A 15,670-nucleotide genomic window follows, 5' to 3' on the forward strand; every position below is an offset into this window, starting at 1 on the left:
TACCGATTCCAGCATATTGCAAGTGTAGCTCGGCCTATCGCCTGCGAAATTCACTCAAACATGTCACAGTGACAGCGCATTACGAATTGGCATTGCAGCCTTTCGGATGAATCGGATCACGGGCTGTCGATTGCCGGTCCCGGATCGCCTGACGAGGCCATCTCGTGCTTGCGCCAACGAATTGCTTGGTGCACCGATTCCGCTGCCGCGGCAAAGCGCGCGGCCTTTTCATGCTGGCCATGCGCCGTGAACATCGCTGCGATCTCGCGCAAAACAAGCCAGTTCTTGGGGCTGCTCAGAAGAACGGATTCCGCTGCCCGCATTCGGGACTGCTCTTCGCCCCCGCAACAAAAGCGGGCCATTGCGGTGGCTGCGTCAACGCCGTTCAATCTTTCGAAGTGATCGAGATGAGCGAGCTTTTCCTGCCAGTCTTTCGTCGCCATATGCTTGAGCATAGGGCTCAGCCCCTCGGGGCGACCTTCCAGTGAGGCGATCGGTTTGACCGCTCGTTGAAGGGTGATGTCTTGACTATATCCCAGCATTTCGAAGTCCATCGCGTAAATATGACTCACGCGGTCAATCGCCGATTGTGTGTAAAAGTGATCAAGACGCGTGCGCGCATCACGAAACCCGATATTAGATCGCATCATGCGTCCGGATAGATGCTGTTGCAAATATTCGACCGCGGGTAGCATGTTTTCAAGGTAGAAGAGATGGTCAATGCGCGCCACTGGTTGCAGCAGATTAAAATATTGGGGGCTCCAGTGAGGGTCCATCATTTCAACCGGTTCGCGCTCGATCATTTCGAGATATTCATCGAATGTGGGGACCGCATTGTCGGGTAAGCCGAAACGATCCTGGAACTGGCGCCAGACGAACAGATCCTGCTGCGATCGTTCGCCGATCTTGGAAAGGTAACCCGATAAGGCCCGGGCAAAGGGATTGCGGACGATCGAAAAAGTCGACCGCGCCACCACTGCATCAACGGATTCGGCGGGCATGTCAGCAATTCTTTGCCAAGGTCCGGCGCCATGGGGATCGCCGGAAAACGTCTGCGTGTCACGTAAATTGTCGACAACCTGCCACATATATCCAAGGACGGTCGAACAGCCGCTTTTTGGATTCAGAATATAAACTAGAGGAGTTTGATCAGAAAAGATGAAACAGCTTGTCACCCTTGACTGAAATAACATCGTAGACACGGCACAAATCCTAATAGATTTAGAAAAATCAACTATTCGACATTGCAAATTATAAGGAGAAACAAACGCACCGCATGCCGCCACAGTGTGGGAAAAATGCATGCGTATGCAACCCAAGCGTTAGGCGTTCTGGCGAGATTTGTCCACGCCGCCGGGCCATAGCCGAAAGGTCCTGCAGACCACCGGCCGTCTGCGGATGGGGCGATCAGAGGCGGTTGATGAGGGAGCAATGTCGCGGCATTGTGACCGACGAGCAGCGTGGCAATGGGCCAAATTCGACCCGCCCCGAAGGGGGGGCATCTGGGAGCTGGCTGGGGGCGTCGTGACGCTTGCACGGGGCAACCAAGCCCGCACGGCGCGCGACTTCTGCCCAGCAAGCTTCCCGATGCGATCCCGGTGCCTCAACCTAACCCTGAAGGGCTCTAGTGGGCGCGAATTATTGCGCGGCCTCCCTACTTCTTAACCAAGGGAAAACTTCCACGACCTCATGAACGGCGCAGTATCGCTTGCTTGAGATAGGTGCCATATGCACTCTTGCCCAGTGCCGCCGCCAGTTTGTCAAGCTGCGCCGCATCGATAAATCCCTGATCGAATGCCACCTCTTCTGGACATGCAATCTTGAATCCCTGGCGTTTCTCCAGCGTCCGCACAAATTCCGCCGCCTCAATCAAGCTGTCGGGAGTACCGGTATCCAGCCAGGCAAACCCGCGTCCCATCACCTCTACCGACAGCGCGCCCCGCTCCAGGTAGATCCGGTTCACATCCGTGATCTCCAATTCGCCGCGCGCGCTGGGTTTGAGGTTGGCCGCGATCTCCACCACCTGACTGTCGTAGAAATACAGACCCGTCACCGCCCAATTCGATCGCGGCTGCGGCGGCTTCTCCTCGATTGACAGCGCCCGCATCTTCTCGTCGAACTCGACGACGCCATAGCGTTCGGGATCGGTCACATGATAAGCGAACACCGTCGCCCCGGTCGGGCGCGAGATCGCATTTTTAAACAGGTCGGTCGATCCGTGGCCGTAGAAGATATTGTCGCCCAGGATCAGCGCCGAGGGTGAATCGCCCACGAAATCGGCGCCGATGATATAGGCCTGTGCCAGCCCGTCGGGGCTCGGCTGCACCGCATATTCGATCTGCATGCCCCACTGCGAGCCATCGCCGAGCAAAGCCTGGAAGCTCGGCGTGTCGCGCGGCGTGGAGATGATGAGCACTTCGCGGATGCCGGCCAGCATCAGGGTCGACAGCGGATAATAGATCATCGGCTTGTCGTAGATAGGCATCAGCTGCTTCGACGTGACAAGCGTCATCGGATGCAGGCGCGTCCCCGATCCGCCGGCCAAAATGATACCCTTCATGCTATTGTCCCCGATGCCGGCACCGGGCCGACGAGTTCCGTAATGATGTCGTTGATCGCCAGCCGCCAGTCGCGTGGGACGATGCCGTAATCGGCACCGATCTTGGCTGTGGCGAGGCGCGAATTGGCCGGCCGCTTCGCCGGTGTCGGATATTCCGCGGTGCTGATTGCCAGCACCGCAGCGGATGGCCCGCCGGCGGCGGCGCTCTGGCTGAAGATTTCGCAGGCAAGGTCGCACCAGCTCGCTTCGCCGCCGTTGACGAAATGATAGATGCCAGTCGGGGCTTGCGGATCGTCGATCATCCGCAGCGCGATCGTCTTCAGGGCGGCCGCGATGTCGGCGGCAGAGGTCGGGCAGCCGAACTGATCGGCGACCACGCGCAGTTGCGGGTTGACTGCGCCCACCCGTAGCATCGTCTTCAGGAAATTGCCGCGATGCGCGCTCAGGACCCACGCCGTCCGCATCACCACCGATCGGGCGTTGCCGTGGCGCACCGCATATTCGCCCGCCAGCTTGGAGGCGCCATAAGTGCCGATCGGCGCGACCGGATCGCTCTCCTCATAAGCGCCGGCCTTGCTGCCGTCGAACACATAGTCGGTCGAAACATGGATCAGCGGGATGCCGGCCTTGCGCGTGGCTTCGGCCAGCCAGGCCGGGCCCTGCGCATTGGCGAGGAAAGCCTCGCCGGTCTCCTCCTCGGCCTTGTCGACCGCGGTATAGGCGGCCGGATTGATGACGGCAGCGAAGCGGCAGGCCGCGAATGCCTCCTTCACGCTGGCGGGGGAGGAAAGATCGAGTTCGGCGCGTGTGGGGATATGCAGCCGGACATTTTCGGGCCACGCCTGCCGGGCCAGTTCGAGCCCGACCTGTCCGGCGCCCCCGGTGATGAGGATGTCGCGCATCAGCCGGCTTTCGCCAGCCCCAGCCGGCTCGTGTCGTAGCGGCCGGCGAGGATGTCGCCCCACCATTGCCGATTGTCGAGATACCAGCGGACGGTCTTGCCGATACCGCGCTCGAACGTCTCCTGTGGCTCCCAGCCGAGTTCGGCGCGGATCTTCGACGCGTCGATCGCATAGCGGTGATCATGGCCGGGCCGGTCGGCGACGAAGGTGATCTGGCTGCTATAGAGTTTGCCGTCGGCGCGCGGCGAAAACTCGTCGAGGGCCGCGCAGATCGCATGGACGACCTCGAGATTCTTGCGCTCCGAATTGCCGCCGACATTATAGGTTTCGCCCGGTACGCCGGTTTCGAATACGGTGCGCAGCGCACGCGCATGATCCTCGACGAACAGCCAGTCGCGGACATTGCTGCCGTCGCCATAGACCGGCAGCGGCTCGCCGCCCAATGCGCGGATGATGATCAAAGGGATCAGCTTTTCCGGGAAATGATAGGGACCATAATTGTTCGAGCAATTGGTGACGAGCACCGGCAGGCCGTAAGTATGGCCCCACGCGCGCACGAGATGATCCGATCCCGCCTTCGACGCCGAATAAGGCGAGCGAGGATCATAAGCCGTGGTCTCGGTGAAGAAGCCGGTTTCGCCCAGCGACCCGAACACCTCATCGGTCGAGATATGGTGGAAACGGAACGCCGCCTTCTTCACTTCATCGAGCCCCTGCCAATAGCCGAGCGTCTGCTGGAGCATCGTGAAGGTGCCGACGACATTGGTCTGCACGAATTCACCCGGGCCGTCGATCGACCGATCGACATGGCTCTCGGCGGCGAGATGCGCGACCACGTCGGGCTGAAACTCGGCCATCAGCTTCGCGACCAGCGGCCCGTCGCAGATGTCGCCCTTGACGAAGCGATAGCGCGGGCTGTTGTCGATCGGGGCGAGCGAGGTCAGCACGCCGGCATAGGTGAGTTTGTCGAGATTGAGCACCTCGTGATCGGTCTCACCGATCAGGTGCCGAACCAGGGCCGATCCGATGAAGCCCGCTCCGCCGGTTACGAGGATACGCATCGATACTATGCTCCGCTAAATTTTCATCGCCTCTCTTACAGAGGCAGCAGGGGATTGCCATCATAGACGAACGGGCTGTCGAAGCCGGCAAGCGTCGGGAGCTTGACGTCCTTGTCGGATAAGGTCGGTCCACTGGCAGGCAAGGGCCAGTCTATGCCGATATCCGGACAGTCCCAGCGTATGCCGCCATCGCATTGCGGAGCATAGACGTCCGACACCTTGTATTGGACCTCGGTATCGGGTTCGAGCGTAACGAACGCATGGCCGAAGCCGACGGGCACGAACAATTGCAGGCCATTTTCGGCGGTGAGTTCGGCCGAAACATGTTGTCCATAGGTCGGCGAACCTTTCCGCAAATCCACCGCATAATCGATGATCCGCCCGCGCGAGCAGCGGACGAGTTTGACCTGCGCGTGCGGGGGCGTCTGGAAATGAATGCCGCGGATCGTGCCGGTAAAGGCCGACAGGCTGTGATTGTCCTGCACGAACCGGCAGGCCACGCCGTACTTTGCCCAGGTAACTTCGTTGTAGGTTTCGGTGAACCAGCCGCGATCGTCGCCAAAGCGCTTGGTCGATATCAGTTTTACCGGCGAATCCGTCACGCAGAACCCCCATTACATGCCTTCAGGCGGAGCCCACGCCGCCCGTTCGCGACAATTTTTATCGCAGTGCAGTGATAATGATCCTGTCGAGATGCGCCAGACCCCCCGTACAGATTTCAGCAAGGCTGCCTCGACCGCCAAGTTTTACGCTCCGACTCAATGGATGCAAGCGGGCGGGTTGCCGATTTTAAGGCACGACCAGCGCTGCTGCTGCGGCACGGCGAACCGCCTCCGTAAGGCCGGCAAGTAACCGCGCTTCGAGCCGCGCATATTGCCAGTGCAGGGCAACCGTGAGCCGGTGGCCCGGCTTCAACTCCACCAGCCGCCCGTCCCCCAGGTGCGCGCCGATCAGCGCCAGCGGCTGCATGCCCCAGCCGAGGCCGGCGAGCACGGTGTCCAGAAAGCCTTGCGTTGCCGGAACCCAGTGGGTCGGGGCCGCAAGATGCGGGACGCCGCCGCGTCGCGCGCCCAGCGGGCCTGCAGCAGGTCGCGGCGATCGAACCCGAGCACGGGGGCACGGGCGAGCGCGGCGGCGTCGATGCCATCGGCGAAATGGCGGCGCATGAAGGCCGGGCTGGCGGTTGCGGCGTAGACGGCGGTGCCGAGTGGCAGGGTTCGGCAACCTTGGACGGGAGCGGGATCGGTGGTGATCGCGGCGAGCACGTCGCCCGATCGCAGGCGTTCGGCGGTATGTTCCTCGTCGTCGAGCACGATGTCGAGCAACGCGCCACTCCGTTCGGCGAAGTCGGCGGCGGCCTTCGGGAACCATGTGTTGAGGCTGTCGGCGTTGACCGCGACGCGAACCGTCGTCGGCGCAGCCGTTCGGGGGGCGGGCAGGTCTTCGACGACATCGGCCTCAAGCAGGCGGACCCGCTCGACATGCGCGCACAGCCGTTCGCCGGTGGGGGTGGCCACGCAGGGCTGTTGCCGGATGACGAGGATCGCACCCAGCCTTTCCTCGAGCAGGCGCACGCGTTGCGAGACGGCGGAGGGCGTCACGCCGAGCGTGTTTGCGGCGCGTTCGAAACTGCCTTCGCGGATGACGGCGGCGAGCGCGGCTAGGGCGGCATAATCGAGCATGATGAAGCTGTACTTCATTTGGATAAGAAAGTTGAGCTGGTCTACGTCGAAACCGATCGGCAAGAGGATGGCATGATCGAAATGACCATCCCCGCCTTCACCACCGGCTTTGCGCTCTCGGGCGCGCTGATCGTCGCGATCGGCGCGCAGAACATGTTCGTGCTGCGGCAGGGGCTGCGACGCGAGCATGTCGGGCCGGTCGTGGCCTTCTGCGCCTGTGCCGACGCGCTGCTCGTTGCGGCCGGTGTCGCGGGGCTTGGCGCGGTGCTGGGGGCCATGCCGGCGCTGAGCCATATCCTGTTGCTCGGCGGTGCGGCGTTCCTGCTCTGGTACGGCCTGTCCGCGCTGCGCCGGGCGCTCGATCCGGGCAGCATGGCGCTGGGCGGCGGCGGATTGTCGCCCTCGCTCGCCACCACGATCGGGCGCACCGCGGCGTTCACATTGCTCAACCCGCACGTCTATCTCGATACCGTGTTGCTGATGGGCTCGATCGGCGCGAGCCAGCCGGGGCACGGGCAGATTGCCTTCGTTGCCGGCGCGGCGACAGCGAGCGCGCTCTGGTTCACCGGCCTGGGGTATGGCGCGCGCCTGCTCGCGCCGCTGTTCGAACGGCCGATGGCGTGGCGGGTGCTCGATGCGGTGGTTGCGGTGACGATGTTGCTGCTGGGGGCGGGGTTGCTGCTGCGTGGGTGGATAGCCTAACTGCCGACGCATCGCGCGCTCGATCCCCGTCGCCCTCGCGGAGGCAGCCGCCTATGTCTCTGTCCACAAGTGATGCGTGCATTATAGAGGAAACGCACCAAGGTAGTTGCGTTCTTCTTTATTTCGTTCGTACTTTTCAATCCGACCTGAGCCAGGCAACGGCCGTTTCCACAGATGTAAAGGTCCTCTCGTGTTGGGAGTTGAAATTGCGCTTCATTTGAAGTTTCGCAAGGCTCGAACTCACCACAACAGCAACGCGATCGCTCGGACTCGATATCATGCTTGGTAAGCAGGCAAATGCAGCCATCACTTCTTGGGATTGGATAAGGGATTCTCGACTATCGAGGCACAACCTTACAACGCCGTCGGATTCCCGGGCCTGACAGGTAAGTCGCGCGAGTTTCTGTGCGTAATCTTCGACATCTTCAACAGTCAAAAAACCAGCGCTCACGCCCTTAATGATCTTCAATTCAGCATCATATTCCAAGGTCAGCATCCCCATCCATCCATTTTTTTCTATTTGCAGTTATGGTCTCGTATCATAGATTTCTTTCATAGATATTCGTAATTTATCAGAGAATGTGTTTTTCTTCTATACAGGACGGGGCCTCGCTGCGGAGGCGCGTGATGACCCTTGCCTTCGCGAGGGTGGAGGTAAGGTGTTGAATTAACCTGTGTTTCTTCACCGCACAGTGAACCGCACCTCATCCCGCGTGCGCCCGTCGCGATCCACGAGGGTCAAGCTGTGCACCCCCGGCCCCGGCAGCGCGCTCCGATCCACATCCGCCGCTCCCAGGTCGTGCCGGTCGAGCAGCAGCCGCTCGCCATTGGCGACGCCGATTGCAGCGAGCCGGATCTTCTGGTGATCGATCGGAATGTCGGGATCGAGTGCATAGACGCTACCCGCGACCGGGCTGACGATATGCGGCCGCCGCGCGGTCGCCGGGGCCTGCGCGACGAGCGCCTGGCCGGTGCCGGCGCGGAAAAATTCGGTGCGTGGCGGTTCGATTGTGCTGGCGAAATGGACGAGGCGGCGTTCGATGCCGGCGGGGGGCAGGGGCGGGGAACCCGCGCGGTCGCGATGCAGGCCCAGCATGATCTCGCGCCACACCGGCGCCGCGCCGCTGGTGCCCGAGACGTCGCGCATGCTGTCACCCTCGGCATTGCCGACCCATACGGCGACAATGAAGCGATCGCTATAGCCAATGCACCAATTGTCGCGCATCGCCTTCGACGTGCCGGTTTTGGCGGCGCTCCAGAAGGGTAGGCGCAGCGCGGAATCGATCCCGAACGTGCCCGCGCGGGCGCCGGCATCGGAGAGGATGTCGCCGGTGATCCACGCACTGGCCGGATCGATCACCGGCCGCGGCGGCACGCTTTTGTCGTCGGCGCGGATGCGCAACGGGCGATAGCGGCCGCCGTCGGCCAGCGCGCGATAGGCGGCGGCCTGCTCCAGCAAGGTCACCTCGGCCGGTCCGAGCGCAAGGCTGAAGCCATAATATTCGCCATCCTCGGTCAGCCGGCGATAACCGAGATCCCACAGCCGATCGCGAAAATCCTCGACCCCGTCGAGCAGCAGCACCCGCACCGCCGGCACGTTGAGCGACCCGGCGAGCGCAAAGCGGGCGCTGACCGGCCCCTTGAAATCATGATCATAATCCTTGGGCACATAGAGGCCCGAGGCAGTATCGAGCTCGATCGGTGCATCGTCGAGGATCGAGGCGGGGGTGATGAACCCGCGTTCGATTGCCTGTGCGTAGAGGAAGGGTTTGAGGCTCGATCCGGCCTGGCGCGGGGCGGCGGCATTGTCGACATGGGACGCGGTCGATCCGCCGCCAGCACCGCCGACATAAGCGAGCACATCGCCGCTCGCATTGTCGACGACGATCACCGCGCCGTCGCGCGCGCGATCGGCGCCGAGACCGAGCAATTGGTGCCGGAGCGCGGTCAGCGCGAGCGACTGGATGTGGATATCGAGCGTGGTCTTCACCGTCTCGCCGGGTTTGCGCAGCAGGCTGGCAGCGAGGTGCGGGGCGAGCCCGGGGTCGTCGGCCAGCCGTGTCTCGGGCGCGATCATCGTGTCGGCGAGCGCGGCGATCGTCGTGCAATCGGCGATACGCCCGATCCGGCAGGCGCGCCGCGCGACTTGCGCCGGATCGGCCTGCGGTGACGGCAGCAGGGCCGCGAGCAGCAACGCCTCATTGCGGTCGAGCGCATCGGGCGCCTTGCCGAACAGCGCGCGCGCGGCTGCGCCGATCCCCTGCGTCTCACCGCGAAAGGCGGCAAGGTTGAGATAGGCTTCGAGGATCTGGTCCTTGCTCCAACGCGCCTCGATCGCTTGCGCGGCACGCATCTGGCGCAGCTTGGCGCGAAGCCCACGTGTGCCCGGATCGCCGAGTTCGGGCGCGAGGAAGCCGGCGAGCTGCATCGTCAAGGTGCTCGCGCCGCGCGCATGACGGCCGCGCAACTCGCCCCACGCCGATCCCAGCAGGCCGATCCAGTCGACGCCGCTATGACTGGCGAAGCGCTTGTCCTCGGCGGCAATCACCGATGTCCGGACGTCGGGGGCGATGCGCGCGAGCGGCACCCAGTCGAGCCGGCGCACCGAATAATCGACTCGCGTTGCATCGAGCAGCCGGCCGTTCCGGTCGCGCAGCCATGCCTCGCTCGGCCGCCAGTCGGCGCGGGTCTGCGCGAAGTCGGGGATGGGCGGGGGGCGGGTCCACAGGCCGGCGATGCCGATGGCGAGCAGCAGCGCGAACAGGCAACCGACGGGCCGGCGGCGCAGCCATGCGATGGGGGGGATCATCATAATTCCTCCCCGAGCTTGCTCGGGGAGGGGGACCATCCGAAGGATGGTGGAGAGGCTTGCGCGACGGCTGAACAATCTCGGACGGAGAGGATGAGAGGTGGGATTGCCCCACCACCGCCTTCGGCGGTCCCCCTCCCCGAGCAAGCTCGGGGAGGAATTGAATCCCCTGTCCCCATCATGGCACGATCGTCACCGGCGCATTGGGCAAAGCCGCATGGATCTCGGGCGAATACATCGCCTCGACATGGGTCGGCGGCAGCAGATAGCGGCCCGGCGTGTTCATCCGAACCGTATATTCGACGGTGGTCTTGCCCTTCGGCATCCAGCCGAAATAGCCGCGCCATGCGTCGAGACCCTGCTCAACATAGGACGGCCCCGACATATCCTCTTCCTCGCTGCTGCCGCTCTGTCCGGCGAGCAACGCCGACTGGCCGCCGCCGGCGCCGATGATCGAGCCGCCCGCCGGGATCGGATCCTCGACCACCACCCAGGTCCGGTCGACCGGCGCCTCGACGGTGATCCGGATCTTGAGCACGTCGCCCCGGCTGATCCGGTCGGCGCGCTGGCGCTGGACGAATGACACCTGGCGGCTCACCCGATAGCCGGCGAAGTCCGCGGCCTTGAGCGGTACCGCGGCGTGCACGGCCACCGATGCCCATGGCCCCGGCGTCGCCGAATGCGTCAGCAGCAGCGGCATTGGCGCGGGCGGCAGCTTCAGGCTCAGCATGGTTGGGCGCAAAGCGATACTCGTCGCCACCTGCGCACCAAGCCGGGCGCTCGTGGTGCCGCCGATCGCCGCCGGCGGATAGGCCGCGGTGAAGCGGGCCGCGGCGACGGTGCCCCACGCATTGGCCGGCGTCGTATCCCAATGGCCGTGCATCTGGCGCAACGCGACGCCCACCATCATCCGTGGCGCCTCATCCTGCCAGCCCGGCTTGCCGGTGACGGCGAGCAGCGCCTTGATCGCCATCTCGTCATCGCTCACCATCATCCACCATGGCGCCGTCTTGCCGTCGGTCAGGTCGAGGCGGGTGCCTTCATAGATGATGCGGCTGCGCAAGGCTTGTTCGGCCGCTGCGCGCTGGCGCGGATCGGCGCCGGGGACATGATCGAGCGTGACGATCCAGTCGGCCAGCGCCTCGGTCGGCATGTCGGCGAGCGGCATCGCGACGCGCGGCAGCATGTCGAGCGTTGCGGCGCCGTTGCGCGCGAGCGCCGCCAGCGCGGCCATCCGCAGGAAGCGCGCATCGCCGGGCGAGGCCGATGTCTCGGTGATCCGTCTCTCGACCACGCCTTCCAGGGTTTCGAGCAGCCGCGCCTTGACGTCGTCGGGCCATGGCAAGCGGGCATCGGCGGTTAGCGACAGCGCATAAGCGGTCAGCGCGATCGATCCTGGCTGGCGCTCTTCGGGCCAGTAGCGCAAAAGCCCGTTCGCCGCGACATAGGTCGGCAACTCGCCGATCTGCTTCGCCCAGGCCGCGCGATCGCCGAGCGCGACCGCCTTCGACAGCTTTTGCTCGAAGCAGCCATAAGGATAGGCCGTCATATAGGCGCGCACCCCGGCGAGCGGCGCCACCGGCGATGCCATCAGGGTGATATCCACACTACCGCGTCCCGGCAGTGCGCCGATCGGCGCCGCCACCGGCAGCCGCGTATCGCCGTCGATCCGCAGCAGGCTGGCCGCCCAGGTCGTGACCGGTACGGCGGGCACGATCTGCTGATCGACGGCCACCGCATCCTTCGCGCGGCCGTCGGACGAGCGCGCGGTCACCGTCCAGTGGAGGCGATCGACATGCTCGGGTGCGGTCAGCCGCCACGTCACCGGCCGCGCGCCGCCGGGCGGAATCGTCACGGTCAACGCCGCGCCGCGCGCGACGGTTGGCGTCAGCGCAACGTTCGCGGTGACGGTCAGCGGCCGATCGGTGCCGTTCCGCAGGGTGAAGGTCGCATTGTAGAAGTCACCCGATCGCACCAAGGGCGGCACACCGGGATAGATGGTAAGATCCTGCACCGTGCGGATATTGGTGCTGCCGGTGCCGAACAGTTGCTCGCCCGCCGTCGCCACCGCGACCAGCCTGTACGAACTCAGCGCATCGGCGAGCGGTACGTCGACTGTCGCGCGGCCCTGTGCATCGAGCCGCACCCGCCCGCGCCATAGCAGCATCGGCCGGAAATCGGATCGGGTCAGCGACGACAGATCGCCGCCGCCACCACCGCCCGATGCTACCGCCTTGCGCCCATAATGGCGCTTGCCGACCACCTGCATCTGCGCGGTCGATGTCAGCACCGACAATGGCCGCTCGCCCATCATCACCGACAAGATATCCCAGCTATCGTTGGGCGAAAGCAGCAGCAGCGCTTCGTCGACCGCCGCGAAGGCGATCTCGGCCGATGCCGGGGGCTTACCTCCCGGACCCGTCACCTGCACGGCCACGCGTGCATGATCGCGAATCCGGTAACGGTTGCGCTCGGCGCTAACGGCGACCTTCAACTGATGCGTTTCCCAGCCGACCGCGACCTTGGCGATGCCGAGCCGGTAGCTCGGCTTGGCGAGATCGACCAATGCGGTCGGATAGCCGCCGTCCTGGCTGAAGAAGGGCAGGTGCCAGCGCCGCGCGAAATCGGCGAGCCATAGCCGCCACCCCGCGATCCGCCCGCGCACCGCCAGCACCGAGATATAGGCATCGGGCGCGTAAGTGCCGGGCAGCTTGACGTCGATCACCGGATTTCTGCCGGAAATCGTCGTGACGAAAGAGGATAGCACGCCTTCGCGCTCGACGCTGACCAAAGCCGTCGCGCTGCGGAACGGCATTCGCACCTGGACATGAGCGATGTCGCCGGCGCGATAGGATTTGGCGTTGGGAATCACGTCCATCCGGTCGCCATTGTCGCCGCCGAACCACCATTCGTCGTCGCCGACCAGCCAGAGGCTGGTGACGGCGCGCGATTCATTGCCCTGCACGTCGCGGGCGGTCGCGACCGCGATCACCTCGCCCGATACGCCGGGATCGATCGCACAATCGGCCATGCCCCGCACGTCGGTCGTGCCCTCGCAGCGCGCGCCGATCTGCCTGGTGACGGCGCTATTGTCATAGGCATAGAAGCCGCCGATCAACCGCCGCCGCGCCGAGACGATCTCGCGCGTGTAGAGCGCCACCGAGATATGCTTGCCGGAAACCGGCTGGCCCTCCGGCGTTAGCGCGGCCAGCTTGAGCCGCATCGCGCCGGCGCGCTGCATCCAGCCGTCGGGCCGGATCGCCACCCGCACGGCGGCGGGATAGACGGGCACGTTGGTCGATGCGGTCAGCGTCTGGCCGTTGGCATCCTGATAATCCATCTCCACCGTCAGCTTTGCCTCGTCGGGCAGAGCCGGCATGTCGATATTGGTGCGCAGCGCGCCATGTGCATCGAGCGTCGCGGGCAGGGTGGCGGAGGCGGGTAGCGGGGCCGCCTTCAGGTCGTTCTGATTTTCGTCGAGCGGGACCGTGCCGGCGCGCACCGCCGCGCCGCCGAAGGTCCAGTCCTCCCATCCGGCGGGCTTCGTCGCTATCGCCATCCAGGCGGTGCGCAGCCGGATCGGCATATGCGGCGCGCCACCGCCGGAAAGATAGCCGACATAGAGATCGACCGGCAGCCGCTTCGGCCGCACGGCGGCTTCCTTCGGCCCGCGCACGCTCGCGCGCATCGTCGGCAGCCGATATTCGTCGACCCGCACCGACTGGCCGGTCGCGATCTCGTCCTTGCCGGTCTTGAAGACAAGATCATAGTCGCCGGTGGGCGCGGCCTTGGGCGGAGTCCATTCGCTCTCGCCGCGCCCGTCGCGGCCCAAAGCCAGCGGCAGATCGAAGCTCATGTCCGATCCGCGATGCCGCAAGGTCAGCACGCCTTTTGCCGCGCCGCCCGATCGGAACCCGAACACGCCGGGCTGGCGATAGACATGGGTCATGTGCAGCGTCTCGCCGCCGCGCAGCAGGGTGCGGTCGAAGATCGTGTGGAAAATCGGCTGCGGCGCGGACCAGCCATAAGGCAGGTCGAAATCATAGGGCCTGATGCCTTCGCCCCAGCTCGTCAGCACGAACGACAGGTCGCCATCCTTACGCGCCGAGACCATCAACGGCGAGCTTTCACCCGTTTCCTGCGCGCAATCATTGCTCGTCGAAGGCGCGGGCAGGTCGCGGATCAGCAGTCGCCCGGAGGAATCGGTCGATGCAGACGCGAGCAATTTGCCAGAGCAGCTGTCGGTCACGCGCACCGCTGCGCCCGCCACCGGCGCACCGCTGTCGAGTGAGGTCACCCATGCGAGTGACGTGCCATGCCCCCATTTGAAATGGACCGCCATATTGGTGACGAGCGCCGCCGACGCGACATAGCGCGTCGCCGGCCGCCCGAGCAGCGCACGCCCGAGCAACGGGCTCGCCAGCTCGACGACATAGAAACCGGGCTTTTCGAGCGGGATGCCGACCACCTCGAACTGCCGCCCGCCGCCCGGAAGCGCGAGCTGCAAATGCCGCGCCGCGTCCTTCGCGGCCAATAGTGGCCGATCGCCGGTATGGTTGATGGTGACGTCCTGCCCGTTTTTCTTCTCGGTCCGGAAATCGGATTCCTGCGATTTGGCCACCCGGCGCATCCAGTCGGCGATCGCGGCGTCGCCGGCATCGATCCGTGCCATGCCGCCGCCGACTGCCTTGATCGCCTGGCCCAGCCGTGGCTCAACCCCGCGCACTGTGACTGGCAGCATCCCGCCCTCGCGCGCCTCGATCAGCCCGAAGGGAGCCGCGAACTTCACCAGCGGCGGCGCCTCAGCGATCTCGACATCGAGCGGAAAGCGCCGCGCATTGGCGAGCGGGCGCCCGCTCTCGTCTTTGAGACCCGCGGGTATCGTCAGCCGCGCGGTGACCGCGGCGGGGAAGGCGGGCTTGAAGGTGATTTCGCGCACTGTGGCGGAACTGCCGTCGGCGGTCGGCATCGCGCTCTTGCCCTCGCCAAGGTCGAGCCGTAGCCCGAGTGCGGCGGCGCGCGCCACCGGCGCGGTGAAGCTGACGGTAATCGGCAAGATCGGATCGCAGCCGGCCGCGGCATTTGCGCGCTCGCAGCTCATTTTCGCGCTGAACGCCTCGCGCACCGAGAAATCGAGCCGGTGATCGCTGCCCACTGCGGGGCCGCCGGGCGTGCGAATCGTTTTGCCCCACACGATCGAGACGTGCCGGCCGGGCGGCAGCGGCCGGTGACATTTGATCGCGATCGTGCTTGCCAGCGCGGCGGCGCGTGCCTTCGCATTGGCGGGCAGCGGATTGGGAATTCCTGCAGCGTCGAGAAATTCCCGCCGCTCCCATGCGCTCGACGACACCGGCAGCACGCGCCTCACCGTGTCGGCGGGCATCAGGTCGACGGGGATGCGTTCGCCAAGTCCCTCGACGGCGCAGTAAGCGCCCGTCGTTACGGATGCGCGATCGATCGCCCCGCTCGCGGCAATGATGAAGCTCTGATCCTCCTCGATCGACCCGTTCTCGCGCGGCAGCACGGAGAGGACAGCGGGCCCGCCGCTATCGATCGGAAAGCGCCGGGTGCCGGATATCGTGCCGCCGGCGGCATCCTTCAGATCGTCGACGAGCTTCGCCGCGCAGGACAGGCCGGCGGGCAGCGGCCTTGCAAATTCCCAGACGAAGGTCGTGGGGTCAGCCCAATGTCCGTTTCCCGGCACCGGGCAATCCATCGCGATGGGCGGAGTGGAGCGGCCGAGCGGCACGATGGGTGCCGAGAAGCGCAAGGTGAGGCGGGTGATGCGCGCGCCGTCACGACCGATCAGCGCCTGCGTGACCGCAGTGTCGTTGCCGCCGAAAGCCGCGAGTGGCGCCAGCAGCGCGAGCGCACCTCCGAACACCGCCCACCATGCACGCATCGGATTCTCCCTTGGGCTGAACATGCCCATCGGGGTTGCATGTGTCCAGCGA

At 64.9% G+C, this 15,670-nt stretch carries 11 protein-coding genes; 1 reads left to right on the plus strand and 10 read right to left on the minus strand.

The features are described 5' to 3' along the window. Positions 1-116: 116 nt before the first annotated feature. The 7 genes from BLS13_RS01390 to BLS13_RS01415 form a co-directional block, all read right to left on the minus strand. The gene (locus BLS13_RS01390; protein ID WP_256325664.1) at positions 117-1,193 is read right to left on the minus strand and encodes a sulfotransferase family 2 domain-containing protein; all 1,077 of its coding nucleotides are present in this window, start codon (positions 1,191-1,193) and stop codon (positions 117-119) included. Between the two features lie 494 nt (positions 1,194-1,687). Then, positions 1,688-2,560 (minus strand): glucose-1-phosphate thymidylyltransferase RfbA, encoded by an 873-nt coding sequence (rfbA, locus tag BLS13_RS01395; protein WP_093449196.1) that lies wholly within the window; start codon positions 2,558-2,560, stop codon positions 1,688-1,690. After that, entirely contained in the window at positions 2,557-3,462 is a 906-nt protein-coding gene (rfbD, locus tag BLS13_RS01400; RefSeq protein ID WP_093449199.1) for a dTDP-4-dehydrorhamnose reductase, read from the minus strand. Before rfbD ends, rfbA begins: the two co-directional genes overlap by 4 nt. Then, on the minus strand, positions 3,462-4,523 hold the full coding sequence (gene rfbB, locus BLS13_RS01405) for a dTDP-glucose 4,6-dehydratase (protein WP_093449201.1): 1,062 nt from the start codon (positions 4,521-4,523) through the stop codon (positions 3,462-3,464). The genes rfbD and rfbB overlap by 1 nt, the downstream gene beginning before the upstream one ends. Before the next feature lie 35 nt (positions 4,524-4,558). Then, a complete protein-coding gene (rfbC, locus tag BLS13_RS01410; RefSeq protein ID WP_093449204.1) occupies positions 4,559-5,125 on the minus strand; it encodes a dTDP-4-dehydrorhamnose 3,5-epimerase in 567 nt (188 codons plus the stop codon). Between the two features lie 187 nt (positions 5,126-5,312). Continuing rightward, positions 5,313-5,492 carry a hypothetical protein gene (locus BLS13_RS20850; protein WP_218123211.1) on the minus strand — a complete coding sequence of 60 codons (180 nt, stop codon included), beginning with the start codon at positions 5,490-5,492 and terminating at the stop codon, positions 5,313-5,315. Next, positions 5,474-6,223 carry an ArgP/LysG family DNA-binding transcriptional regulator gene (locus BLS13_RS01415; RefSeq protein ID WP_305367247.1) on the minus strand — a complete coding sequence of 250 codons (750 nt, stop codon included), beginning with the start codon at positions 6,221-6,223 and terminating at the stop codon, positions 5,474-5,476. The genes BLS13_RS20850 and BLS13_RS01415 overlap by 19 nt, the downstream gene beginning before the upstream one ends. Positions 6,224-6,277: 54 nt before the next feature. Between BLS13_RS01415 and BLS13_RS01420 the strand changes: the two genes are divergently transcribed. Beyond that, positions 6,278-6,907: a LysE/ArgO family amino acid transporter gene (locus BLS13_RS01420; protein ID WP_256325651.1), complete on the plus strand. Its 630-nt coding sequence runs from the start codon at positions 6,278-6,280 to the stop codon at positions 6,905-6,907. Between the two features lie 136 nt (positions 6,908-7,043). Here BLS13_RS01420 and BLS13_RS01425 read toward each other — a convergent pair whose 3' ends face one another. The 3 genes from BLS13_RS01425 to BLS13_RS01435 all read right to left on the minus strand — a co-directional run bounded on the left by BLS13_RS01425 (position 7,044) and on the right by BLS13_RS01435 (position 15,618). After that, complete coding sequence (locus tag BLS13_RS01425) at positions 7,044-7,403, minus strand: SpoIIAA family protein (RefSeq protein ID WP_143011840.1); 360 nt, start codon at positions 7,401-7,403, stop codon at positions 7,044-7,046. A gap of 186 nt (positions 7,404-7,589) precedes the next feature. Beyond that, on the minus strand, positions 7,590-9,716 hold the full coding sequence (gene pbpC / locus BLS13_RS01430; RefSeq protein WP_371128178.1) for a penicillin-binding protein 1C: 2,127 nt from the start codon (positions 9,714-9,716) through the stop codon (positions 7,590-7,592). A gap of 178 nt (positions 9,717-9,894) precedes the next feature. Further along, complete coding sequence (locus BLS13_RS01435; RefSeq protein ID WP_093449212.1) at positions 9,895-15,618, minus strand: alpha-2-macroglobulin family protein; 5,724 nt, start codon at positions 15,616-15,618, stop codon at positions 9,895-9,897. Between the last annotated feature and the right edge of the window lie 52 nt (positions 15,619-15,670).

The organism is Sphingomonas sp. YR710 (genome assembly GCF_900101455.1).
Classification (GTDB): domain Bacteria; phylum Pseudomonadota; class Alphaproteobacteria; order Sphingomonadales; family Sphingomonadaceae; genus Rhizorhabdus.

Coding starts and splice junctions, on each gene's coding strand:
- BLS13_RS01390 (WP_256325664.1), bottom strand. CDS start 1,193: ATGTTATTTCAGTCAAGGGTGACAAGCTGTTTCATCTTTTCTGATCAA.
- rfbA (WP_093449196.1), bottom strand. CDS start 2,560: ATGAAGGGTATCATTTTGGCCGGCGGATCGGGGACGCGCCTGCATCCG.
- rfbD (WP_093449199.1), bottom strand. CDS start 3,462: ATGCGCGACATCCTCATCACCGGGGGCGCCGGACAGGTCGGGCTCGAA.
- rfbB (WP_093449201.1), bottom strand. CDS start 4,523: ATGCGTATCCTCGTAACCGGCGGAGCGGGCTTCATCGGATCGGCCCTG.
- BLS13_RS20850 (WP_218123211.1), bottom strand. CDS start 5,492: ATGCAGCCGCTGGCGCTGATCGGCGCGCACCTGGGGGACGGGCGGCTG.
- BLS13_RS01415 (WP_305367247.1), bottom strand. CDS start 6,223: ATGAAGTACAGCTTCATCATGCTCGATTATGCCGCCCTAGCCGCGCTC.
- BLS13_RS01420 (WP_256325651.1), top strand. CDS start 6,278: ATGATCGAAATGACCATCCCCGCCTTCACCACCGGCTTTGCGCTCTCG.
- BLS13_RS01425 (WP_143011840.1), bottom strand. CDS start 7,403: ATGCTGACCTTGGAATATGATGCTGAATTGAAGATCATTAAGGGCGTG.
- pbpC (WP_371128178.1), bottom strand. CDS start 9,716: ATGATCCCCCCCATCGCATGGCTGCGCCGCCGGCCCGTCGGTTGCCTG.
- BLS13_RS01435 (WP_093449212.1), bottom strand. CDS start 15,618: ATGCGTGCATGGTGGGCGGTGTTCGGAGGTGCGCTCGCGCTGCTGGCG.